Annotated in this window: 17 protein-coding genes; 3 read left to right on the forward strand and 14 right to left on the reverse strand. The window is 60.8% G+C overall.

All coding sequences use genetic code 11. The features are described 5' to 3' along the window. Positions 1–91 precede the first annotated feature (91 nt). From QMK52_RS17610 to copC, 8 genes are all read right to left on the reverse strand, one after another. Positions 92–1372 carry a TRAP transporter large permease gene (locus QMK52_RS17610; RefSeq protein ID WP_005789331.1) on the reverse strand — a complete coding sequence of 427 codons (1281 nt, stop codon included), beginning with the start codon at positions 1370–1372 and terminating at the stop codon, positions 92–94. A gap of 1 nt (position 1373) precedes the next feature. Then, complete coding sequence (locus tag QMK52_RS17615) at positions 1374–1901, reverse strand: TRAP transporter small permease (RefSeq protein WP_005789330.1); 528 nt, start codon at positions 1899–1901, stop codon at positions 1374–1376. Positions 1902–1964: 63 nt separating this feature from the next. Further along, positions 1965–2927 (reverse strand): TRAP transporter substrate-binding protein, encoded by a 963-nt coding sequence (locus QMK52_RS17620; RefSeq protein ID WP_320403152.1) that lies wholly within the window; start codon positions 2925–2927, stop codon positions 1965–1967. Between the two features lie 51 nt (positions 2928–2978). Continuing rightward, positions 2979–3854, reverse strand: a complete 876-nt coding sequence (locus QMK52_RS17625; RefSeq protein ID WP_194438642.1) for an SMP-30/gluconolactonase/LRE family protein — start codon at positions 3852–3854, stop codon at positions 2979–2981. A 30-nt stretch (positions 3855–3884) separates the two neighbouring features. Further along, positions 3885–4703, reverse strand: a complete 819-nt coding sequence (locus QMK52_RS17630; protein ID WP_005789325.1) for an NAD-dependent epimerase/dehydratase family protein — start codon at positions 4701–4703, stop codon at positions 3885–3887. 142 nt (positions 4704–4845) lie between these two features. Then, a complete protein-coding gene (locus tag QMK52_RS17635) occupies positions 4846–6108 on the reverse strand; it encodes an OprD family porin (protein ID WP_005789324.1) in 1263 nt (420 codons plus the stop codon). A gap of 262 nt (positions 6109–6370) precedes the next feature. Next, on the reverse strand, positions 6371–7228 hold the full coding sequence (gene copD / locus QMK52_RS17640; protein WP_005789323.1) for a copper homeostasis membrane protein CopD: 858 nt from the start codon (positions 7226–7228) through the stop codon (positions 6371–6373). A gap of 3 nt (positions 7229–7231) precedes the next feature. Then, positions 7232–7597 (reverse strand): copper homeostasis periplasmic binding protein CopC, encoded by a 366-nt coding sequence (gene copC / locus QMK52_RS17645; RefSeq protein WP_005789321.1) that lies wholly within the window; start codon positions 7595–7597, stop codon positions 7232–7234. A 116-nt stretch (positions 7598–7713) separates the two neighbouring features. Here copC and QMK52_RS17650 point away from each other — a divergent pair, with 116 nt between their 5' ends. Continuing rightward, positions 7714–8334 carry a TetR/AcrR family transcriptional regulator gene (locus QMK52_RS17650; RefSeq protein ID WP_005789320.1) on the forward strand — a complete coding sequence of 207 codons (621 nt, stop codon included), beginning with the start codon at positions 7714–7716 and terminating at the stop codon, positions 8332–8334. 590 nt (positions 8335–8924) lie between these two features. Here QMK52_RS17650 and preA read toward each other — a convergent pair. The 3 genes from preA to hydA form a co-directional block, all read right to left on the reverse strand. Next, positions 8925–10199 carry an NAD-dependent dihydropyrimidine dehydrogenase subunit PreA gene (gene preA, locus QMK52_RS17655; protein WP_320403153.1) on the reverse strand — a complete coding sequence of 425 codons (1275 nt, stop codon included), beginning with the start codon at positions 10197–10199 and terminating at the stop codon, positions 8925–8927. Further along, positions 10199–11566, reverse strand: a complete 1368-nt coding sequence (locus QMK52_RS17660; RefSeq protein ID WP_320403154.1) for an NAD(P)-dependent oxidoreductase — start codon at positions 11564–11566, stop codon at positions 10199–10201. Before QMK52_RS17660 ends, preA begins: the two co-directional genes overlap by 1 nt. An 82-nt stretch (positions 11567–11648) precedes the next feature. Continuing rightward, positions 11649–13088 carry a dihydropyrimidinase gene (gene hydA, locus QMK52_RS17665; protein ID WP_005789316.1) on the reverse strand — a complete coding sequence of 480 codons (1440 nt, stop codon included), beginning with the start codon at positions 13086–13088 and terminating at the stop codon, positions 11649–11651. Positions 13089–13681: 593 nt separating this feature from the next. Here hydA and QMK52_RS17670 point away from each other — a divergent pair. Both QMK52_RS17670 and QMK52_RS17675 read left to right on the forward strand, forming a co-directional pair. Next, complete coding sequence (locus QMK52_RS17670) at positions 13682–15169, forward strand: NCS1 family nucleobase:cation symporter-1 (RefSeq protein WP_005789314.1); 1488 nt, start codon at positions 13682–13684, stop codon at positions 15167–15169. 153 nt (positions 15170–15322) lie between these two features. Then, complete coding sequence (locus tag QMK52_RS17675) at positions 15323–16594, forward strand: Zn-dependent hydrolase (protein ID WP_005789312.1); 1272 nt, start codon at positions 15323–15325, stop codon at positions 16592–16594. A gap of 173 nt (positions 16595–16767) precedes the next feature. Here QMK52_RS17675 and QMK52_RS17680 read toward each other — a convergent pair whose 3' ends face one another. Genes QMK52_RS17680 through QMK52_RS17690 form a run of 3 tightly spaced genes read right to left on the reverse strand, consistent with a single transcriptional unit; the run spans position 16768 to position 22550 of the window. Beyond that, positions 16768–18186 (reverse strand): efflux transporter outer membrane subunit, encoded by a 1419-nt coding sequence (locus QMK52_RS17680; protein WP_320403155.1) that lies wholly within the window; start codon positions 18184–18186, stop codon positions 16768–16770. Next, complete coding sequence (locus tag QMK52_RS17685) at positions 18170–19339, reverse strand: efflux RND transporter periplasmic adaptor subunit (RefSeq protein ID WP_194438635.1); 1170 nt, start codon at positions 19337–19339, stop codon at positions 18170–18172. The genes QMK52_RS17680 and QMK52_RS17685 overlap by 17 nt, the downstream gene beginning before the upstream one ends. Continuing rightward, positions 19329–22550: an efflux RND transporter permease subunit gene (locus QMK52_RS17690; protein WP_005789308.1), complete on the reverse strand. Its 3222-nt coding sequence runs from the start codon at positions 22548–22550 to the stop codon at positions 19329–19331. Before QMK52_RS17690 ends, QMK52_RS17685 begins: the two co-directional genes overlap by 11 nt. Positions 22551–22557 lie beyond the last annotated feature (7 nt).

Genomic DNA, 22557 nt, shown 5'->3' on the forward strand with positions numbered 1-22557 from the left:
AGGTGTGTCACGTAGACGCCTGTCGATTGTGAGGCCGTCAGGTGAGCAACCCCCCTCTCACATTTGCTCACCTGTGTTCTGACGATTGGGTTTACAGCACCACGCTCGGCAACCACAACGACAGTGCCGGAATGTAGGTCACGGCCATCAGCACCAGAAACAGCACCGCATAAAACGGCAGCAGCGCCTTCACGGTTTTCTCGATGCTTACCTTGCCCACCGCCGCACCGACGAACAACACCGCGCCCACCGGAGGCGTGATCAAGCCGATGCCGAGGTTGACCAGCATGATCATGCCAAAGTGCACCGGGTCGACGCCGATACCAAGAATCACCGGCAGCAGGATCGGCGTGAGGATCAGAATCAGCGGCGCCATGTCCATCACCGTGCCGAGCAACAGCAGCATGACGTTGATGCACATCAGGATCACGTAGCGGTTGTCCGACAGGGTCAGGAACAGCGTGGTGATCTTCGCCGGGATCTGCATCAGGGTCATGATGTAGCCGAAGCTGGCGGCAAACGCGATCAGGATCATCACGATGGAAATGGTGCGCACCGTGCGGTGCATCAGCTTGGGCAGCTCGCGCCATTTGTAGTCACGGTAGATGAACATGGTCACGAAAAACGCCCACAGCACCGCGATGGCCGCCGACTCGGTGGCGGTGAAGATGCCCGACAAGATGCCGCCGAGGATGATCACCATGGCCATCAGGCCCCAGAGTGCATCAGCACAGATTTTCAGCGCCTGCTTGAGCGGGATGACTTCGCCCTTGGGGTAGTTGCGCTTTTTCGCGAATATCAGGCACAGCACCATCAAACACGCGCTCATCAGCAGGCCCGGCACCACGCCGGCCATGAACAGCGAGGCGATGGAGACGGTGCCGCCAGCCGCCAGGGAGTAGAGCACCGAGTTGTGACTCGGGGGCGTCAGCAATGCCTGCACCGAGCCGCTGACGGTGACCGCGGTGGCGAACTCGCGGGGATAACCGCGGCGTTCCATCTCCGGGATCAGCACCGAACCGACCGACGCGGTATCGGCCACCGACGAGCCTGAGATCGCACCGAAAAACGTCGACGCCATGATGTTGACCAGCGACAGCCCGCCGCGCACAAAGCCCACCAGCACCCCGGCAAACGCTACCAGCCGCCGCGACATGCCGCCCTCGGCCATGATCGCTCCGGCCAATACGAAGAACGGAATCGCCATCAGCGAAAACTTGTTCACCCCGCCCGCCACCTGGATCATCAGGGCCTGGAAGGGAATGTCGATCCACCACGCGCCGATCAGCGCCGACAAGCCCAGGGCGTAGGCCACCGGCATACCGATCAGGATCAAGGCGATAAAGCTGCCCAGCAGAATCAATGCGTCCATATCAGGCAGCCCCTTCGCTTTCTTCAACCAGGTCAAAACGCACTACGCGCCGGTGGCTCTGGTCGCCCAGCAGAAGTTTTTCCAGCACGAATATCAGGGTCAGCAAGCCGCCAATCGGGATCGGCATATAGGTGATGCCCACGCGCAGGGTAGGGATGGCGCTCATGAACTGGTTCCAGGTGGACAGGCACAGCTTGGCGCCCCAAATGGTCATGAACAGGCAGATGGTCGCCATCAACAGTTGCGAGACGATGCCGACAACGCGGCGCTGAGCATCAGGCAGGCGATCAGTGATCATCGCCACCGACATATGCGCCCCGGCGCGGTAGCTGGCAGCCGCGCCGATAAAGGTGAACACCAGCATCAGCAGGATCGCAGAGGGTTCCGGCCAACTGGAGCCGGTGCCGAGAATATAGCGGGCGAAGATGCCCCAGGGAATGATCAGCGCGACCCCCAGGACCGAGAGGCCGGCGACCCAGATGCAGGTCATGTAGATACGGTCGTTGATGCGCAGCAGTAGATTCTTCATGGCGTTCACCGTGACCGGGCGCGTCGATACCGACCGCGCCGGGCCTTGTCAGGGAGGAGGGCGTTACTGAACGGCGTCGATACGCTTGATGATGTCGGCGTAAGGCGCACCGTACTTCGCGCGAACCTGCGCGGTGGCGTCATAGAAGGGCTTTTTATCGACGCTGATGAACTCGACCCCGGCCTTTTTGAGTTTTTCTTCACTGCTGGCCGACTTGGCATTCCACAACAAACGCTCGTCAGCCTGGGCGGCCTTGGCGGCTTCCTTGACCATGTCCTGCTGTGCGGCGGTGAGCTTGTTCCAGGTGATTTTCGACATCACGATGGGCTCGGGCAGGATCAGGTGTTCGGTGAGGGTGTAGTACTTGGCGTTCTGGAAGTGGTTGTGTTCCAGAAGCGTCGGGGGGTTGTTTTCTGCGCCGTCGATCACCCCGGTCTGCAAGGCGCTGAAGATCTCGCCGGTGTCCATGGCGATGCCGTTGGCGCCCATTGCATTGAAGGCTTCGATGAAGATCGGGTTGCCTTGCACGCGAATCTTCATGCCCTTGAGGTCTTCGATCTTGCGCACTGGTTTTTTGGTGTAGAGGTTGCGCGTGCCGCCGTCCATCCAGGCGAGGGCGACCAGGCCGAACTCGGAATCGGTGATCTTGGCGAGGATCTCATCGCCGATTTCGCCGTCAATCACTTTGCGCATATGCGCCTGGTCGCGGAACACGAACGGCAGGTTGAACACATTCACGTCCGGCACCACCGGGCCGACGATGCCAAGGCTGACGCGGGTCATTTGCACGGCGCCGACCTGGGCCTGTTCGACGACTTCCTTCTCGGAGCCGAGCACACCGCCCGGGAAGTACTTGAAGGTCAATTCGCCTTTGCTTTGCTGGGTCAGGGCCTTGCCCATGTTTTCTTCGGCGACCACGGTGGGGTAGCCAGCGGGGTGGATATCGGCAAACTTGATTTCCAGCGCGTGGGCGGCGCTGCTGAGGGCCACGAGTGTGGCAGCGAGCAAGGTGCGTTTGAAGTCCATGGGCGGTGATTCCTGTCTTGTTATTGTTGTATTCAAGGCGCAGCGATGCAGCTAGAGGATGAACTGGGGTTCGGGCAATCCCTTGACGCCGGGGTTGAGGGCAAACACGCCGCCGGACAGCGAACTGTCACGCTGATCGTCACGAATGGAGGTGACGTACAGGGTGTCCAGGCGACTGCCGCCGAAGGCGCACATGGTGGGTTTTTTTACCGGTACGGTGAGGGACTGGTCGAGGCGACCGTCGGGGGTGAAACGGTGGACCAGGCCGGCATCGTTGGCGCAGATCCAGTAGCAGCCATCCGCGTCGACAGCTGCACCATCGGGCCTGCCGAGAAAGTCATGCATGTCCACAAACACTCGGCGGTTGGACGGCGCACCGGTGTCGATGTCGTAGTCGAATGCCCAGATCTGCTGCACTAGCGGGTGTGAATCAGAGGCATACATTGTGCGGCCATCGGGGCTGAAGGCCAGACCGTTGAGGGTGATGAAACCATCGAGCTGCGCATGGGGCGCCGTGCCAGACGCATAGCGATAAAGGCTGCCCTCAGCGGCGTTCAACCCCATGTTCAGCACCATGCTGCCGGCCCAGAAACGGCCTTGGCGATCACAGCGGCCGTCGTTCAAGCGCATGTCCGGCCGCGGGTGTTCGACACCGGCCAAGAGCGTAGTGTCGAGGCTGCCGTCGTTGTGCGGGGTCAGTTCAAAGAAGCCGGTTTCCATGCCTGCCACCCAGTTGCCCGCTTGGGTAGGTGCGATGCAGGCGAGCATCTGCGGGGCTTGCCAGGCACGCAGGTGCCCGGTAGAGGCGTCCCAACGGTGCAAGCCACCGTTGGGGATGTCCACCCAATAGAGGGCGTTTTCTTCAGGCACCCATATCGGGCATTCCCCCACGGCGTTGCGGGCATCGACAATCAATTCTGCAGTCATGGCCACTCATTCCTTTGGGTTGCTGTGTACTCAGTCACCGAATGGGCCTGCCGCGCAGAACGCGCCGCCCTGATAAATCCTTGCCGGGTCATCATCTGCGACCGGCGGCTGGGCCTCGACCTGGGCGCGGAACACTTCGGAGCTGTCCTTGGGCGCAAAGCCCAGGTGTGCGGCGTAGCGGTTGTCCCACCAGGTGTCGAGGTTGGCCGACATGCCGTAGACCACGGTATGGCCGACATCGGGTGTGTACAGCGCGCGCTCGAGCAGTTGGGTCAGGTCGTCGAAGCTCAGCCACGTGTGCATCATCCGGCGGTTCTGCGGCTGCGGGAACGAGGAGCCGATGCGGATGCTCACCGTCTGGATGCCATAACGATCAAAGTAGAAACTGGCCATGTCTTCGCCGTAGGACTTGGACAGGCCGTAGTAGCTGTCCGGGCGGCGTGGGGAGTGGGCGTCGAGTTGTTCACCCTGCTTATAGAAACCGATCACATGGTTGGAGCTGGCGAAGATCACACGCTTTACGCCATGGCGACGTGCGGCTTCATAGATATGGAAGATGCCGCTGATATTGGCGCCGAGCACTTCTTCGAACGAGCGCTCTACCGATACGCCACCAAAATGCAGGATGGCGTCGACGCCTTCTACCAATTGGTGCACTGCTTGCTTGTCGGACAGGTCGCAGGTTTGCACTTCTTCGCGGGCATCGATGGCGGGGGCCATGTCGGCGATATCCGACAGGCGCAGGACCTTGGCGTAAGGGCGCATACGTTCGCGCAAAACTTTACCGAGGCCACCGGCGGCGCCGGTGAGCAACAGACGGTTGAAGGGAGCGGGCGTCGTGATGGTCATGAGCATTCCAATTTTTGTTGTAGGTTGTCGTATGACTATATGGAAATAGTGTTAGGGATTCTTGGTGTTGTCAACGTCCTTCCAGGCGCATGAGATCAAAGGTGGGAGCTGGCACCTTTGAGATCGAGTTCGACCCTGGAACTTACAACAACGAAATCGGATAGCTGATAAAAATCCGGTTTTCATCAAACTCGTTATTGCTGAAGTCGCGCCGCATTGTCGAATTGCGCCACTTCACATTGAGGTTTTTCAGTGCACCACTTTGCACCGTATACGCCAGTTCCGACTCACGCCCCCATTCCTTGCCATCGGTGATCGCTGCGGTGTGCACGTTACTGCCGCTGATATAGCGGTTCATCAGGGTCAGCCCTGGCACGCCGAGTACGACAAAGTTGAAGTCATGGCGTACCTGCCAGGATTTTTCCCTGGCGTTGTCGTAGCTGGCGTTATAGCTGTCGTTGGCCAGCGTGCCGCCGCTGGTGCCGTTGATGCGCATCCATACACTGTCGCCGGTGAGTTTTTGCAGGCCGACGTAGAAGGTGTGGCCGTTGTATTTGGCCGAGAGCAGGGCGAACACGGTCTTGTTGTCGAGGTCGCCGGCCAAGGCGCTGCCGTCTTCCTTGCCGTTGAAGAAGCCAAGGTTGGCGCCCAGGGTCCAGTCACCCACCGGCTGGCTGTGGGTGAGGTTCAGATACTGTTGCTGGTAGATATCAGTGAGTTCGGCGTACCACAGGCCGACTTGGGTGCGCTTGTCGTTGAAGGTATATTCGCCCCCGCCGAAGTTGAAGCGGTCCGAGGTGAACGCAGCTTTGCCGTTCATGAACATGTTTTCCATGCTCGCGTCGTTGCGTGGGCTGTTGCCGCGAAACTGGCCGCCGTAGAGGGTCAGACCGGCGATCTCATTGGAGGTGACCTGGCCGCCGCGAAAGGTCTGGGGCAGAGAGCGGCCATCATCGGAACGCAGGATCGGCAGCACCGGCATCCACTCGCCAACTTTGAGCTCGGTCTTGGACAGCCTGGTTTTCAGCGCGACCCCAAGACGTCCGAAATTGTCGGCAGGGCGGCCATCGTCATGCACCGGCAGCAGTTGAGTGCCGGCAGTGCCTTTGCCGCCATCGAGCTTTTGCGAATACAGGCCCAATACATCAATCCCGAACCCGACAGTGCCTTGGGTAAAGCCGGATTTGGCGTCGAGAATGAAGTTCTGCGTCCACTCTTCGGCTTTCCCCTGAGGGTTGCCGGGGTTGGTGAAGTTGCGGTTGAAGTAGGCGTTGCGCAGGTTGAGCGTGGCCTTGGCGTCGTCGATAAAACCTTCGGCTTGAACGCACAGGGGCAGGGTGACGGCCAGGCTGGCGAGGCTGATAAGGCCCAGGGGTGCAGAGCAATTGCGGACGAATTGACTCACAGTGAGGCTCCCTTTCTTTTGTTGTTTTTATTATTTGTTATACGTCGTCGTACAACATTGAGCGGGATATTTGCGGGGTTTTCGGGGTGTGTCAAGCAGAAGTTATACGATGACTAGGTGTGCGTTGATCTAAAGCGGGCACGGGGCAATGTGGGAGGGGGCTTGCTCCCGATAGCAGTGTGTCAGTCACAGATGATCTGACAGATACACCGCTATCGGGAGCAAGCCCCCTCCCACATTTGACTGAGTTAAACCTGGTTTTTTATCCTGCCAAGACCATCGGAGGCAGGGTGCCAAGCAGTGAAACGGCGGCTACTGCGCAGACCCCCAGCAGCCATTCCATCATCACACTGGCTTTCAAACTGCCCAAGCGCTGTTCGCAGCGTTCGATACGCAACCGGTTCAACAACGCCAAGCCCAGCATCCCCACCACCAACCCCACCTTGATCAGCAGGATCAAGGCAAACCCATTGAACAGTGGCGTGGGCCAGAGTTGCCCGGTGAGCACGCGCACATTGATCAAACCGGTTACCAGCAAGCCGGCGACGAGGCCGTAACCCACGCCGCTGAAGCGCCGCAAAATCGGCTCCAGCCGGTGCTCTTGCGCGTGCCTGAGGATCAGCACCAGCACCAGCAACCCACCCAGCCAGGTCCCCACGCACAGCAGATGCACCACTTGGTTGAGGATCAGCAATTGCCCACTCAGCCCGTCGAGCATGGCGCCATGGCCCACCGGCGCCAGGGTCGCCAGCAGCAGGGTGATCAATGGCAAACGCAAGGCTGGCCAGGGTTTGATCAGCACGATCACCAGCAGAACATTCAGCAGCAGATGCCAGGACCATACCTGGCCGAAAAAGGTCTTGCCCAGCACCAATTGCACGGTGGCCGGTTGCAGCGCCGCGTCCCAACTGCCGGCCATGCTGGCGGTGATCAGCAGTAACCACGCCACGCCGGAGCCAAGCCCCAGCCAGGCCAGGCCACGGGTGATGCATAGCAGTTGCCGGTCCAGAGCCGGTTGTACCTGGGCGCCGAGCAGCCAGGGCCGGAGCACGCAAGCCCCGAACATCAGCAGCACAACGATAAAATGCAGGAAACGGCACAGCACCAGCAGGGTTGCCATGGGTTACTGGCCGACCTTGAAGCTGTATTCACCGCTGCTCTTATGGGTGTCGACCGACACCGCATTCCACACCACTTTGTAATTGCCGCTCGCGAGCGGGGCGGCAGGGGTCACGACCAGGACTTTCTTGTCCGCGTCCGGGGTTTCCAGGCCCTTGATGGCGATTTCAGTGCCGTCCTTGCTCAGGGACACCTTGGTGAAGGTGGCTTCGACGCCTTCGGTGAAGGTCAGGCGCAGGTCTTTCGGTGCGGCGACGTTGCTGTTGGCCGCAGGTTCTGCGCTCTTGAGGTGGGCATGGGCAAATGCCGCCGAGGCGCCCAGCAGGGAGGTGAGCAGGGCGAGGGTGGTCAGGGCTTTCTTGATCAACATTGTTCAATACCAATCAATGGGTAGGAGCGGGCAGTGTACGAAGTTTCGGCTTGGCCTGTCGCCCCGATCTAGAGCTGGTGGTAGTCTTTAACCCGTGTTGTTGTCAGGGAGCCCTTATGGGCAATCACAAGATCGGAATCCGTCGGGTCAACGTCGAGAAAATCCTGCTGGCGGCGGAAAAAGTCTTCGCTGAAAAAGGCTACGGCAGCACCGCCATGGCCGACATCGCCGAAGAGGTGCAACTGCCGCGTTCCAACCTGCATTATTACTTCACCACCAAGAGCGAGCTGTACAGCGCGGTGCTGTTCGACCTGCTGGAGCTGTGGAAGCAGGATGCCCTGAGCTTCGAAACCTTCGATGATCCGCGGGTGGTGCTCAGCAGCTACATCCGCGCCAAGATGCAGCGCTCGCGTACGCGGCCGTATGGCTCAAAGGTCTGGGCCAATGAAATCATCCACGGCGCGCCCACGCTCGGTGAGGCCCTGGATGAAAGCCTGTACGACTGGGCCAAGATGAAGGAAGCGAAGATTCGCCAGTGGGTGCAAGACAAACGTATCCTGCCGGTGGAACCGTCGAGCCTGCTCTACATGATCTGGGCCTCGACCCAGCACTATGCCGACTTTGATCACCAGGTGAAGATTTTGAATGATCACCAGCCGTTGTCGGATATGCAGTTCGAAAAGGCGATTCAGACGGTGACCAGTGTGATCTTGCGGGGGATCGGGTTGGAGCCTTGAGCCCTGTGGTGAGGCTGAGGGGCCCATCGCAGCGTGGGTATCTACACATCTTTTGGTACGGCGCTGTACCTGTGGCGAGGGAGCTTGCTCCCGCTGGCGGCCTCAGCGCCGACCAGGGTGCTGGGTCAGACCGAGTACATATCCGTTATTTGGGTAACGCCTGCTATTGGTTCCGCTCTTACAGCGGCTCACTTTTGAAAAGCGCAAAAGTAAGCAAAACGCTCTTGCCCCACCACTCGGCACCTCGCTTAGGCTCGGTGTGCCCGTAATCCGACAGTGATTTGGGGGGCCGCCGCCACGCGCCATCCATGGCGCGGGGCGGCTAAACCGGCATCCCTGCCGGTTTACCCCCCAAATCCCTGTCGAATTCCGGCCAGCGTGGTTTAACGGGGCGCCTAAGATCAAGATCAAAAGCAGATCACGATCAAGAGCGGCTCGCTTCGCATCGTGGGTACCATTGGGGGGACTGCAAAGTTGTGTAGATACCCATGCCTATCGCAGGCAAGCCAGCTCCCACAGTTGACCGCATTTTGTCTGAAGGAATGCGGTCAACTGTGGGAGCTGGCTTGCCTGCGATAGCGGTCTAAAGGCTACACAGCTTCCCGATACGGATTACGCGGATCCTGCGTCCAATTCAAAAACGGCTTGCCGGTGTCCATCGGCACCATCTCGATGCAGTCCGCCACCGGGCAGGTGATCTGGCACAGGTTGCAGCCCACGCACTCATCATCAATCACTTCATACTTATGCGTGCCGTCCGCCTGTTTCAAACTGGCGATCGCCTGGTGTGAAGTGTCCTCGCAGGCAATGTGGCAACGCCCACAACCGATACACGCCGCCTGATCGATCCTGGCGATCACCTGGTAGTTGATATCCAGGTACTTCCAATCCGTGGTGTTACCCACGGCCCGTCCGGAAAAGTCCTGCAGGCTGGTGTAACCCTGGCTGTCCATCCACCGCGACAGCCCGTCCTTCATCTCGTCCACAATCCGGAAGCCGTGCAGCATCGCCGCCGTGCACACCTGCACTGCGCCGCAGCCCAGGGCGACGAATTCCGCTGCATCGCGCCAGTTGCCGATACCGCCGATGCCGCAGATCGGCAGGCCCTGGGTCTGCGGGTCACGGGCGATTTCGGCGACCATGTTCAGGGCAATCGGCTTGACCGCCGAACCGCAGTAACCGCCGTGAGTACTCTGGGTGCCGACCACCGGCAGGGCGACCATGCGCTCCAGATCCACGCTGGTGATGGAATTGATGGTGTTGATCAACGACACCGCGTCCGCGCCGCCGCGAGACGCTGCCCGCGCCGCCACGCGTATGTCGGTGATGTTGGGCGTGAGCTTGACGATCACCGGCAGCGAGCAATATGTCTTGCACCAGCGCGTCACCTGTTCCACATACTCCGGCACCTGGCCGACCGCTGCGCCCATGCCACGTTCGGGCATCCCGTGGGGGCAGCCGAAATTCAACTCGATGCCGTCGCAGCCGGTCGCCTCCACCAGGGGCAGGATGTTTTTCCAGGACTCCTCAACACATGGCACCATCAGCGATACGATCAGTGCACGGTCAGGCCAGTCCTTTTTCACCTGGGTGATTTCCCGCAGGTTGATCTCCAGGGAGCGGTCGGTGATCAGTTCGATATTGTTGATGCCCAGCACTTCACGATTCGCCCCGAAATGCGCCGAGTAGCGTGACGACACGTTCACCGCCGCCGGGTCTTCGCCCAGGGTTTTCCACACCACGCCACCCCAGCCGGCTTCGAACGCACGGACCACGTTGTAGGCTTTGTCGGTGGGCGGCGCGGAGGCCAGCCAGAACGGATTGGGGGCTTTGATACCGGCGAATACAATCGAGAGATCGGCCATTACGCAGCCTCCACATTCAGCATGAGTTGGGCGTGCATGGCCTCGGCGGCCAGCTTGCCGTGTTGCACGGCCTGCACGGTGAGGTCCTGGCCAAGGCTGACGCAATCGCCGCCGGCATACACGCCGGGGATACTGGTACGCAGCTGTTCATCGACAAAGATGCGCTCGCCCACGCGGTGCAGTTGCTGGGCCAGCGGGTCGTGCAGTGCGTCGTTGTCAAAGCCTTGGCCGATGGCCTTGAAGATCGCATCGGCGGCCAGTTCGAAGGTTTCCCCCGTCGGTAGCAAGCGACCATTTTCCAGGTGGATGCGGGCCAGGCGCATACCGCGTACGCGGCCCTGGTCGTCGAGCAACACTTCGTCGGGTTGGGCCCAGGTCAGCAGCCGCACTTGATTGGCCTTGGCAATGTCTTGTTCGTGTTGGGTCGCGCCCATGTCCGCCAGGCCACGGCGGTACACAAGGTTTACCTCGCGGGCACCGAGGCGGGCCATTTGCACGGCCATGTCGATGGCGGTATTGCCTGCGCCGAGCACGATGCAGCGGTCGGCCAGGGGCAGTTGGGTGAGGTCATCGGCCTGGCGCAGCTCGCGGATGTACTCGGTGGCGGCGAGCAGGCCGGGGGCGTCTTCGTGGGCCAGGCCGAGCTGTTTGCTGGCCGCCAGGCCGAGGCCGAGGAACACCGAATCGAATTGCTGGTGCAGTTCGCTCAAGGTCAGGTTTTCGCCCAGGCGCTGGCCGTGGCGGATTTCAATGCCGCCGATTTGCAGAAGGAAATCCAGTTCTTTCTGAGCAAAATCATCCACCAGCTTGTACTTGGCGATCCCATATTCATTCAGGCCGCCTGCTTTCTCCTGCGCTTCGAAAACCACCACGTCATGGCCGTGCAACGCGGCGCGGTGGGCGCAGGCCAACCCCGCCGGCCCGGCGCCGACCACGGCGATGCGCTTACCGGTGGGCGCGGCGCGCTGGAACGGGTGTTCGCTGAAGTGCGCGTTGTCGATGGCGTAGCGTTGTAACAAACCGATCAGCACCGGCGCGCATTCTTCGGCGTTATTACGCACGCAGGCTTGCTGGCACAGGATCTCCGTGGGGCAAACCCGAGCGCAACTGCCGCCGAGGATGTTGGCCGAGAGGATTTTCTGCGCAGCGCCTTGCACGTTCTCGGTGTGGATATTGCGGATGAACGACGGGATGTCGATCTCGCTGGGGCATGCGTTCACGCACGGCGCGTCGTAACAGTACAGGCAGCGCGAGGCTTCCAGATGCGCTTGCCGGGCGTTGAGCGGCGGTGCCAGGTCGCTGAACTGGCTGGCGAGGGTGGCCGCGTCGTCGCGGGGATGGGGAAGGTGGGTCAGGGTCTGGATCACGGTATTGGCCTCACGGTTATTGAGGTGCTGCCTCTGATGGGCATTGGTTCTTGTGTTGCCTGTGCTGCCCCCGATAGCGGGTTCAGCGGTTCACAGCCACTGGCTTGGAAAGCGCTGCCCGTTTGCTCAACTGCTCGAACACCGACGGATACGCCGGCCGCTCCACATAGCGCCCGGCACCCCGTTCTGCGCGCAGGTCGCCATCGGCCCAGACCAGCTTGCCCTGGCTGATGGTGTGGCTCGGCACGCCGCGCACGGTCTTGCCTTCGAAGATGTTGAAGTCGACCTGCTGGTGGTGAGTCTTGGCCGAAATGGTTCGTGTGCCTTCAGGGTCCCAGAGCACCAGGTCGGCATCCGCACCGACGCGAATCGCGCCTTTACGGGGGTAGAGGTTGAAGATTTTCGCCGTGTTGGTGGAGGTCAGCGCAACGAACGCCTGCATCGACAGGCGCCCCGTGTTGACGCCTTCGTGCCACAGCAGCGCCATGCGGTCTTCGATACCGGCGGTGCCGTTGGGGATCTTGCTGAAGTCGTCACGCCCGGCGGCTTTTTGCTCGGCGCAGAAGCAGCAGTGGTCAGTCGCGGTGGTGTGCAGGTTGCCCGATTGCAGGCCGTGCCACAGGGCCTCCTGATGCCCGCGCGGACGGAACGGCGGGCTCATGACATAGCCGGCGGCGGTCTGCCAATCCGGGTGCTGGTAGACGCTGTCGTCCAGCAGCAAGTGGCCGGCGAGTACTTCACCGTACACCGCCTGGCCCTTGCCCCGAGCGTAGGTGATTTCATCCAGCGCCTCTTTGGTCGACACATGCACCAGGTACAGCGGCGTGCCGATGGTCTCGGCAATTCGTATTGCGCGGCTGGCCGCTTCGCCTTCCACCTGGGACGGGCGCGACAGCGGATGGGCTTCCGGTCCGGTGATGCCCTGGGCCATCAGCTTGCGTTGCAGGTGATACACCAGCTCGCCGTTTTCCGCATGAACGGTAGGCACCGCGCCCAGCTCCAGGCAGCGTTCGAAGCTGGCTACCAAGGTATCGTCGGCAGCCATGATTGCGTTCTTGTAAGCCATGAAATGCTTGAAGCTGTTGATGCCGTGATGGCTGACCAGTTCGGCCATTTCCTCGCGTACCTGCTCGCTCCACCAGGTGATCGCTACATGGAAGCCATAGTCGGATGCGGACTTTTCTGCCCAGCCGCGCCACTGGTGGAAGGCTTCCATCAAGGATTGCTGCGGGTTGGGAATCACAAAGTCGATGATCGACGTGGTACCACCGGCCAGGCCCGCGGCCGTACCACTGAAAAAGTCTTCGCTGGCCACGGTGCCCATGAAGGGCAGTTGCATATGGGTGTGGGGATCGATGCCGCCCGGCATCAAGTATTGGCCGCTGCCATCGAGTATTTCAGTGCCGGCGGGAATATCCAGATCGGTGCCAATGGCCCGAATTAGACCGCCTGCGCATAACACATCGGCGCGGTAACTTTCATCATGGGTAATAACGGTTGCGCCACGGATCAACAGCGACATGTCGAGTTCCTCACAGGCTTGACCGGCTTATGCCAGTTCTAAGTGTTGTAATACTGCCGGTCGATGGAGGGTTAATTCCTGTCATCGGTGACAGGAATAGAAACTAGCCCGAGTTTTTCGATTGGGCAAGAAGATTTTTCTTAAGCTTATAATTAAATTAAGTTACTGAATTAAAAGATAAAAATAACAAAATCACCAAAATGTAGCGATCGCTCACCATTTTGACGCACTTGACAGCTTCTGTTTTTGAGCAACATTTCTTATTGCAAATCAGACGCTTGAGATATGCCTCTTGACGGCACTGAAAAATAAAAATAATTGTGTTGCACCAGATTGAGACCTGACGGTTCTGGCAACTTGCGCAATGGCTGGCCCCAATAGCGCGGCAAGTAACCCAGGCTCACTCGGAAAGCTGATAAACATCAGCACGTTATATAAGTGGTGCGGGTTCAGCAGCCGTTGTCGGCACGGTAATTGAGTGCAAAGGCAATTGGTCGGGGCCCGAGATGTCATGTTGTTTATGCGGTACTCCGGCCTCCTGTACACAGCGTGCAGGTGAGCAAAAATAATTTAAAAAAAACCGTGGAGCGGCCATGCAACAGAACAGATCGCAAGTCATCGAGCGCAACGGCCTGTACGAACTCGACGCCGGCCCCGACGTCCTCGACAGCCCTCGCTACAACCATGACATGGCACCCACCAAGGTGCATGAGCGCACCTGGAACAAATGGCACATCACCGCATTGTGGGTCGGCATGTCGATTTGCGTGCCGACCTACACCCTGGGCGGGGTACTCACCGCGTATTTCGGCTTGTCGGTGGGCGAGGCGCTGATAGCGATCCTGCTGGCCAATATCGTGGTGTTGATCCCGCTGACGCTCAACGCGTTTCCCGGCACCAAGTACGGCATCCCGTTTCCGGTGCTGTTGCGCTCGTCATTCGGCATTCTCGGTTCCAACGTGCCGTGCCTGATTCGCGCGTTGGTGGCCTGCGGCTGGTTTGGTATCCAGACGATGTTTGGCGGGTTGGCGATTCACCTGTTTCTCGGTTCGATTTTCGAGGGTTGGAAGTCGCTGGGTGGTACTGGTGAAGTGATTGGCTTCATGATTTTCTGGTGCCTGAACCTGTGGGTGGTGTTGCGCGGTGCCGAGTCGATCAAGCGCCTGGAAACCCTGTCGGCGCCGTTGTTGGTGGCGGTAGGTATCGGCCTGCTGGTGTGGGCGATGCCGAATGTGTCCCTCAGCGAGCTGATGGCGATCCCACCCAAACGCCCTGAAGGCGCAAGCCTCACCGGCTATTTCATGGCGGGTCTGACCGCGATGGTAGGCTTCTGGGCCACCTTGTCGCTGAACATTCCCGACTTCAGCCGCTACGCCAAGAGCCAGAAAGACCAGATTCTCGGGCAGATCTTCGGCCTGCCGCTGACCATGTTCCTGTTCGCCGCCCTCGGCGTGATCATGACCGCCGCCTCGGTCAAACTGGTGGGCGTCAGCGTCTCCGACCCGGTGACCCTGATCGGCCATATCCAGAGCCCGGTGTGGGTGGCAGTGGCGATGGCGCTGATCATCGTCGCCACCTTGTCCACCAACACCGCGGCGAACATCGTTTCGCCCACCAACGACTTCCAGAACATCGCGCCCAAGCTGATCAACCGTACCACCGCGGTGATCCTGACCGGGCTGGTAGGGCTGGCGCTGATGGCCCATGAGCTGCTGAAAAAGCTTGGGTTGATCGTTTCCGATGTCAGCCTGGAGACCGTCTACTCCAATTGGTTGCTCGGCTATTCGAGCCTGCTGGGCCCGATTGCCGGGATCATGGTGGTGGACTACTTCATCACCCGCAAACAGCAACTGGACCTGGCAGGACTTTACCGTGATGACGTGTACCCGGCGTGGAACTGGAGTGGTTTCATCGCCTTTGGCGTGCCGGTGGTGCTGACCCTGTTGTCGCTGGGCAGCGATGCGTTCAGTTGGTTTTACAGCTATGGCTGGTTTACCGGTTCGGCGTTGGGCGGGGTGTTGTATTACGGGCTCAATGCCAAGCGCGGTATCAACCCGGCCGTAGCCAAATCATCCTTGTGAACGCGGTCAATGTGGGAGGGGCTTGCCCCCGATGGCGGTGTATCAGTCATGCATATATCGACTCGGCCACTGCTCTCGGGAGCAAGTCCCCTCTCACATTGGATCGCGTGCCACCTGTTCCAATCATAAGAAATACAGCCTGAGGAGATCCCCATGAACGCTGCCCTCGACGTTCTGCAATCGACCCATCAGCACATCAACCGCGACCGCCTGTGGCAGTCGCTGATGGACCTGGCCAGGCTCGGCGCCACCCCCAAGGGCGGGGTGTGTCGCCTGGCCCTTACCGACCTTGACCGCAAGGCCCGCGATCTCTTCGTGCAGTGGTGCGAAGAGGCCGGCTGTACCGTGAGCATCGACGGTATCGGCAATATCTTCGCCCGCCGTCCAGGGCGCAACGCGGACCTGCCGCCGGTGATGACCGGCAGCCATATCGATACCCAGCCTACCGGCGGCAAGTTCGACGGTTGCTTCGGTGTACTGGCGGGGGTGGAAGTGTTGCGCACCCTTAACGATCTCAAGATTGAAACCGAGGCGCCGTTGGAAGTGGTGGTGTGGACCAACGAGGAAGGTTCGCGGTTTCCACCCTGCATGATGGGCTCCGGCGTGTTCGCCGAAAAATTCAGCCTGGCCGATACCCTGGCCAAGGTCGATGCGGACGGCGTCAGCGTCGGCGATGCGTTGAATGCCATCGGCTATGCCGGGACGCGCCCCGAGAGCGGGCATAAGGTTGGCGCCTATTTCGAGGCGCACATCGAGCAAGGGCCGATTCTTGAGGATGAAAAGAAAATCATCGGCGTGGTACTCGGCGCCCTCGGGCAAAAGTGGTTCGACCTCAAACTGCGCGGTGTCGAAGCCCACGCCGGCCCGACGCCGATGCACCTGCGCAAGGATGCCCTGGTGGGCGCGGCGGTGGTGGTGGCGGCGGTGAATGCGGCGGCGCTGGAGCATCAGCCGCACGCCTGTGGCACGGTGGGTTGCCTGCAAGCGTATCCAGGGTCGCGCAACGTGATCCCGGGGGAGGTACGCATGACCCTGGATTTCCGTCATTTAGAGCCAGCACGACTGGACTCGATGATTGCCCAGGTGCGCCAGGTGATTGAAGACACCTGTGCCAAACACGGGCTGAGTTACGAGATGGAACCCACCGCCGACTTCCCGCCGCTGTACTTCGACAAAGGCTGCGTCGATGCCGTGCGCGATGCGGCCAATGGCTTGGGGCTGTCGAATATGGACATTGTCAGCGGGGCAGGGCACGACGCAATCTTCGTCGCCGAGCTTGGCCCGGCGGGGATGATCTTCGTGCCGTGTGAAGGTGGCATCAGCCATAACGAAATCGAAAATGCCGCGCCGGATGATCTGGCGGCGGGGTGTGCGGTGTTGTTGCGCGCCATGGTGGCAGCCTCGGCCGCCATCGCCAGCGGTTGAAAATGTGGGAGGGGGCTTGCTCCCGATGACGGTGTGTCAGTCAATTTGTCTGTAGCTGACCTGCCGCAATCGGGAGCAAGCCCCCTCCCACAGGGGACCGCGGTGTTCATACATAGTGTGTCTGGCGCGGAACCAGTGTGGGAGGGGGCTTGCTCCCGATTGCGGTATTGACGTCAGGCGCCAGGTTGCCAGCCACCGCCGAGGGCGGTCAAAAGCCCCACACTTGCCACCAGCTGCCGCGTCTGTACGGCCTGCAATGTGCGCTGCGCCTGTAGCGCCGCCGTTTGTGCGGTGACCACATCCAGATAACTCACCGCCCCCGCCTGATAGCTGTTCATCGCCAACGCCTGGGTATGTTGCGCCGCCTGCGCCGCAGCCTGTTCATCCTGGGCTTGCTGCTGCAAGTCCCTCAGTTGCCCCAGGTTGTCCTCTACCTCTCGTACGGCTTGCAACACATGGCTACGGTATTGCGCCGACGCCTCTTCAAACTCGGCCTTGGCCTGGCGTTCATTGGCACTCAACCGCCCGCCATCAAAGATCGGCAGGTTCACCAACGGCCCCAACGCCCAATAGCGATTGCCAGCTGACAGCAGATTACCGACGCCTTGCGTCTGCCCGCCTATCAACCCGGTCAGGCTGAAATCCGGATACCACGCCGCCTTGGCTACGCCGATATTTGCGTTGGCCGCAAACACCCGGCGTTCAGCCGCGGCGATGTCCGGGCGACGTTGCAGCAAGTGGCTTGGCAACTGCGATGGAATCCTTGGCAAGGCCATCAACTGCGGGCTGGGCGGCAATGAAAAGTCACTGGCCGCCACGCCCACCAACTCGCCGATTGCATGCTCGGTCAGGTTGCGTTGCCCACGCACCTCATCCCGCTGCGCCTTGGCCTCGGCCAGTTGATTTTGCGCGCGGGTCAGGTCCAGTTCCGAGGCAATCTGGCCTTCGTAGCGACTGCGCGTCAGTTGCAGCGCCTGGCTGAAATCCTCCAGCGAGCTGTCGAGTATTCGGCTCTGTGCATCCAGGCCATTGAGTTGCACATATAACGTCGTCAACTGCCGTTGCAGGCTCAGGCGCGCCACCGCCAAGTCATCGCCTGACGCTTGCGCCTGAGCGTCACCGGCCGCGACCTGATTGCGGATCTTGCCCCACAGGTCCAGGTCGTAGCTCAACGAAAACCCGGCAATGTTGCTGTTGTACACCGACGGCTGCGTTGTGCCGCGCAACGGTCTCGCGTCCGATTGCCGTTGGCGCTGCGGCTGTGCGCTGGCGCTGATTTGCGGGAACAGCCCGGCGTGCAACTGGCTGGCATACGCCTGGGAGGCATCGAAGTGCGCCAGTGCCGCAGCCAGGTCCGGGTTGCTGTTGAGCAATTGCTGCTGCAGCTTGTTCAACGTTGGATCGTTATAGAGTTGCCACCACTGGGTCACCAACTGATCGGACGGTTGCGCGCTGTGCCATGGGCCGTCGCTGGTCTGTTCGCGGTAGTGGGCGGGCAGGTCAATCGACGGCGCGGTATAGGTCGGTGCCATCGAGCAACCCTGCAACCCCAGCAGTATCAGCGCCGCGAGCGGTTTAAGCCTTGGGCGCATGGGCACCTCCGGCGGCGTCGGCCAGTTGCACCGGGTCGCCTTCGCGCAAGGCATCGGGCGGGTTGTCGATGATGCGGTCGGTGGCGTTCAAACCCTGGTCGATCACCAGGCGCTCGCCCAGGTCCAGACCGATGTGGATGTCTTGCAGGTGCACATGATTCTGCCCATCCAACACCGCCACTTGCGTACCCTGGGCGCGGAAGATCAAGGCGCTGGCCGGGATGCTCACGCCGTGAGTATCGGCCGGAATCGGCAGGCTGGCTTCGGCGTAGTCGCCCGGTAGCAATTCACCGCTGGGGTTGTCGACGACGAACTGGGCGAGCAGGGTGCCGGAGCGGCGGTCGATGGCGGTGGAGTCACCGATCAGGCGCGCCTTGAAGTGTTCGCCTGGGTGCTCAGGCACCGTCAACTCGGCTTCCAGGCCCGGATGGATCACTGCCGCGTAGTTCTGCGGCACCGGCACATACAGGCGCAGTTGGTGGGTGTCGGCCAGGGTGAACAGCGCCAGATCGCTGTCGGTATCGGCTTTGATCAACTGACCGATATCGGTATGCCGCGCAGTGATGGTGCCAGCGAATGGCGCACGCAGGGTTTTGTAGCCCTCCAATGCTGACAAGCGAGCGTAGTCCGCTGCGGCAGCCTCGGCATTGGCTGTGGTCGCGGCGGCGTTCGAGGTTTTTTCATCGGCTTCCTGACGCGACACTGAATGGCTCGCCAACAGGTGTTGCCAGCGCGTGGCAGTGGTGGCTGCCAGACGTGCATTGGCCTGTTCCTGAATCAGCCGTGCGTGAGTCTGCGCCAGTTGCTGGTCGAGGTCAGGGCTGTCGATTTCGGCGAGGATTTGCCCGGCCTTGACCTGCGTGCCCATATCCACTTTCCAGTCTTTCAGATAGCCGCTGACCCGCGCATGGATCGGCGCTGTGCTCCAGGCTTCCAGGTGCGCCGGCAAGCGCAGCGTATCGCCGGCAGTGTTCTGTTGGGGTTGCAACACCATCACTTGGGGAATGGCCGCCGTTTCGGTCCAGGCAGCGACAGATCGCTCGTGCAGCGTGCGGGCGTGCAAGCCGCTGGCGACCAGCAGGGCAGCGAGGGTCAGGCCGCCGACACCCATCAGCATCAGACGCTTGCGCGAGGGTTTGTGATCAGACGACATGGGGCGTTTCTCCAGCAATTGCGCGAGTAGGGTGACGGCCGTGGACCAGGCTGAAGACCACGGGTACAAACAACAGAGTGGCGATGGTGGCGAAGATCAAACCGCCGATAACGGCGCGACCCAGCGGCGCGTTTTGCTCCTCGGACAGCGCCAGGGGCAACATGCCGATGATCATTGCCAGGGCGGTCATGCACACTGGGCGAAAGCGCGTGTAACCGGCTTCCATGGCGGCTTTCAACGCGTCGCCATGTTCGGCCAGGCGTTCACGGCAGAAGCTCACCACCAGGATCGAGTTGGCGGTGGCCACGCCCATGCACAGGATGGCGCCGGTGAGCGCCGGGACCGATAACGAGGTGCCGCTGAGGAACAGCATCCACACGATCCCCGCCAGTGCGGCCGGTAACGCCGTGATGATCACAAAGGGGTCGGCCCAGGACTGGAAGTTGACCACGATCAGCAAGTAGATCAGCACCACTGCGCCGAGCAGTCCGAAGCTCAAACCACTGAACGCCTCATGCAGCGCATCGATTTGCCCGTGCAGGCTGATGGTCGCGCCTTTGGGACGCATGGATGCAGTGTCGTCCAGCACTTTTTGCACATCACGGGCCACGCCGCCCAGGTCGCGACCTTGTACGTTGGCATACAGGTCCAGGGTCGGTTCGATGTTGTAGTGGGTGACCACCGCCGGGCTTTGTACGCGGGAGATGGTCGCCACGCCCCCGAGGATTTGCGATTGGCCATCGGCACCGGTCACCGGTAGGGCCTCCAGTGATGGCAGGCTGTCGAGACGGTACTGCGGGGTGGCGGCGACGATGGAATAGGACACGCCATTGGCCGGGTTGAGCCAGAAGGTCGGTGCCACCTGGGAGCTGCCGGCCAGGGAGGCGACCATGCTGTTGGTGACGTCTTTTTCGGTAATGCCCAAACCGTTGGCGCGCAGGCGGTCGACATCGACCTGCAAGGAGGGGTAACCGGTGGACTGCTGGATACGCAGGTCGGCAATGCCTGGTACGTGTTGCAAGCGACGTTCGAGTTCTACGGCGTAAGCGCGGTTTTCTGCATCGCTGCGCCCGGAGATTTTCACATCCAGAGGGGCCGGCGCGCCGAAGTTGAGAATCTGGCTGCTGATGTCTGCCGGCAGGAACGCAAAGTGGCTGCCGGGGAAACTTTGCGGCAAGGCTTCACGCAGTTTTTTCACGTAGTCGGCGGTGGGTGCGTGGTGCTTATTCAGGGTGACCTGGATATCGCCATCCTGAGGGCCGATGGTGCCGCTGCTGCTGTAGGCCATGTCGATACCGCTGAGCGGGATGCCGATATTGTCGACGATGGTGTCGAGTTCGTCGGCGGGGATGACCTCGCGAATGCGTGCTTCGATGCGATCGAACGCAGCGGCGCTTTCCTCGATTCGCGTGCCCAGCGGCAAGCGCACATGCAGCGCGAGGGCACCGGCATCGGTGGCCGGGAAAAAGTCCTGGCCCAGGCTTGGCAGCAACGCGAATGAGGCGATTACGCAGGCCAGGAAGCCGACAATGAAGCGCTTGCGCGCCCCCAGCGCCAACGTCAGCAAGCCATGGTAAGTGTCTCGGATATTGGAGAAGTGACGCTCAAAACCCTGTTGGAAATTCAGCACCGATTGCAGCAGCGCATTGCGCGGTTTCGCGTGTTGCTCACCCTCATGATGGTTGATGAATTGATCTTCGGGATGATGCCCCACGCCTTGCTCCGGCGTATGCGGCTTGAGCAGGAACATCGCCAGCGTCGGCACCAGGGTGCGCGAGAGAATGAACGAACTGGCCATGGCAAAGATCACCGCCAGCGCCATTGGCCGGAACAGATAACCGGCGATGCCTTGCAGCAAAAACATCGGCACAAACACGATGCAGATGCACAGCAGCGAGACAAACGCCGGGCCGACGATTTGCGCGGCACCGTCGAGGATCGCAGTGTTCACCGCCTTGCCTTGTTCCAGGTGCCAGTTGATGTTTTCGATGGTCACTGTGGCGTCGTCCACCAGAATCCCCACCGCCAACGCCAGCCCGCCGAGAGTCATCACGTTGAGGGTTTGCCCGCTGACCGCCAGCAGCGCGATGGCCGAGAGCACTGCCAGCGGAATCGATGCGGCGATGATCAAGGTCGAGCGCCAACTGCCGAGAAACAACAGGATCATCGCACTGGTGAGCAGCGCGGCGATGATGCCTTCCTGGGCTACGCTGCCCACCGATTGCTTGACGAACACCGAGGCATCACCCAGCAGCGAGGTTTTCAGTGAAGGCGGCAGGGTTTCGTTGATGCGTGGCAGCATCTGGCGGATGCCGTCGATGATCGACAGGGTAGAGATGCTGCCGTTCTTCAACGCCGGCATCAGCACCGCGCGATGGCCGTCGACGCGCACGATGTTGGTTTGCGGCGGCGAACCGTCGCGCACATGGGCGACCTGGCCGATGGTGATGATTGCGCCGTCGACTGTCTTGATCGGCAGGTCATTGAGTTCATCGATGGCCTTGGGGCTGTTGTTGAGCAGGATCGTGTATTCGTTGGAGCCCAGCTTGGCGGTGCCTACCGGGATGATCTGGTTCTGCAAGGCCAGGGCATTGCCGACGTCCTGGGCCGACAAGCCCTTGGCAGCCAGGGCCTGGGGGTCGAGGTCGAGGGTGATCTGACGCTGCTTGCCGCCCATCGGCGTGGGCATGGCCAGGCCGGGCAGCGCGCTCAGGGGCAGGCGGATATTGTTCTGCACCAGGTCGCGGATCCTGGCTTCCGAAAGGCTCGGGCTGGAGAAGGCCATCTGCAGGATCGGTACCGTGGAGGCGCTGTAGTTGAGGATCAGCGGCGGTGTGATGCCAGGTGGCATCTGCTTGAGCACGGTTTGCGACACCGCCGTGACCTGGGCGTTGGCGGTGCGGATATCGACGCCGGGCTGGAAGAAGATCTTGACGATGCCCATGCCGGGCAATGATTGCGATTCGATATGTTCGATATCGTTGACGGTGGTGCTCAAGGAGCGTTCATAGGTGTAGATCACCCGGCCGGCCATGGCGTCCGGGGACAGGCCGTTGTACTGCCAGACCACCGCGACCACGGGTATGCCGATATCGGGAAACACATCAGTGGGCGTACGCAGGGCCGCCATGGGCCCGATGATGCAGATGAATATAGCCAACACGATAAACGTGTACGGCTTTTGCAGTGCGGTCTTTACCAGCCCGAGCATGCGTGAG

Origin of the sequence: Pseudomonas sp. P9_2 (genome assembly GCF_034008255.1) — a bacterium.
Lineage (GTDB): Bacteria > Pseudomonadota > Gammaproteobacteria > Pseudomonadales > Pseudomonadaceae > Aquipseudomonas > Aquipseudomonas synxantha_A.

Excerpts from the sequence above, each read along its gene's own strand:
- hydA (WP_005789316.1), bottom strand. The coding sequence starts at position 13,088 with ATGTCGCTGTTGATCCGTGGCGCAACCGTTATTACCCATGATGAAAGT.
- QMK52_RS17685 (WP_194438635.1), bottom strand. The coding sequence starts at position 19,339 with ATGTCGTCTGATCACAAACCCTCGCGCAAGCGTCTGATGCTGATGGGT.
- QMK52_RS17630 (WP_005789325.1), bottom strand. The coding sequence starts at position 4,703 with ATGACCATCACGACGCCCGCTCCCTTCAACCGTCTGTTGCTCACCGGC.
- QMK52_RS17620 (WP_320403152.1), bottom strand. The coding sequence starts at position 2,927 with ATGGACTTCAAACGCACCTTGCTCGCTGCCACACTCGTGGCCCTCAGC.
- preA (WP_320403153.1), bottom strand. The coding sequence starts at position 10,199 with ATGGCCGATCTCTCGATTGTATTCGCCGGTATCAAAGCCCCCAATCCG.
- QMK52_RS17675 (WP_005789312.1), top strand. The coding sequence starts at position 15,323 with ATGAACGCTGCCCTCGACGTTCTGCAATCGACCCATCAGCACATCAAC.
- QMK52_RS17680 (WP_320403155.1), bottom strand. The coding sequence starts at position 18,186 with ATGCGCCCAAGGCTTAAACCGCTCGCGGCGCTGATACTGCTGGGGTTG.
- QMK52_RS17610 (WP_005789331.1), bottom strand. The coding sequence starts at position 1,372 with ATGGACGCATTGATTCTGCTGGGCAGCTTTATCGCCTTGATCCTGATC.
- QMK52_RS17690 (WP_005789308.1), bottom strand. The coding sequence starts at position 22,550 with ATGCTCGGGCTGGTAAAGACCGCACTGCAAAAGCCGTACACGTTTATC.
- QMK52_RS17625 (WP_194438642.1), bottom strand. The coding sequence starts at position 3,854 with ATGACTGCAGAATTGATTGTCGATGCCCGCAACGCCGTGGGGGAATGC.
- QMK52_RS17650 (WP_005789320.1), top strand. The coding sequence starts at position 7,714 with ATGGGCAATCACAAGATCGGAATCCGTCGGGTCAACGTCGAGAAAATC.
- copC (WP_005789321.1), bottom strand. The coding sequence starts at position 7,597 with ATGTTGATCAAGAAAGCCCTGACCACCCTCGCCCTGCTCACCTCCCTG.
- QMK52_RS17670 (WP_005789314.1), top strand. The coding sequence starts at position 13,682 with ATGCAACAGAACAGATCGCAAGTCATCGAGCGCAACGGCCTGTACGAA.
- copD (WP_005789323.1), bottom strand. The coding sequence starts at position 7,228 with ATGGCAACCCTGCTGGTGCTGTGCCGTTTCCTGCATTTTATCGTTGTG.
- QMK52_RS17615 (WP_005789330.1), bottom strand. The coding sequence starts at position 1,901 with ATGAAGAATCTACTGCTGCGCATCAACGACCGTATCTACATGACCTGC.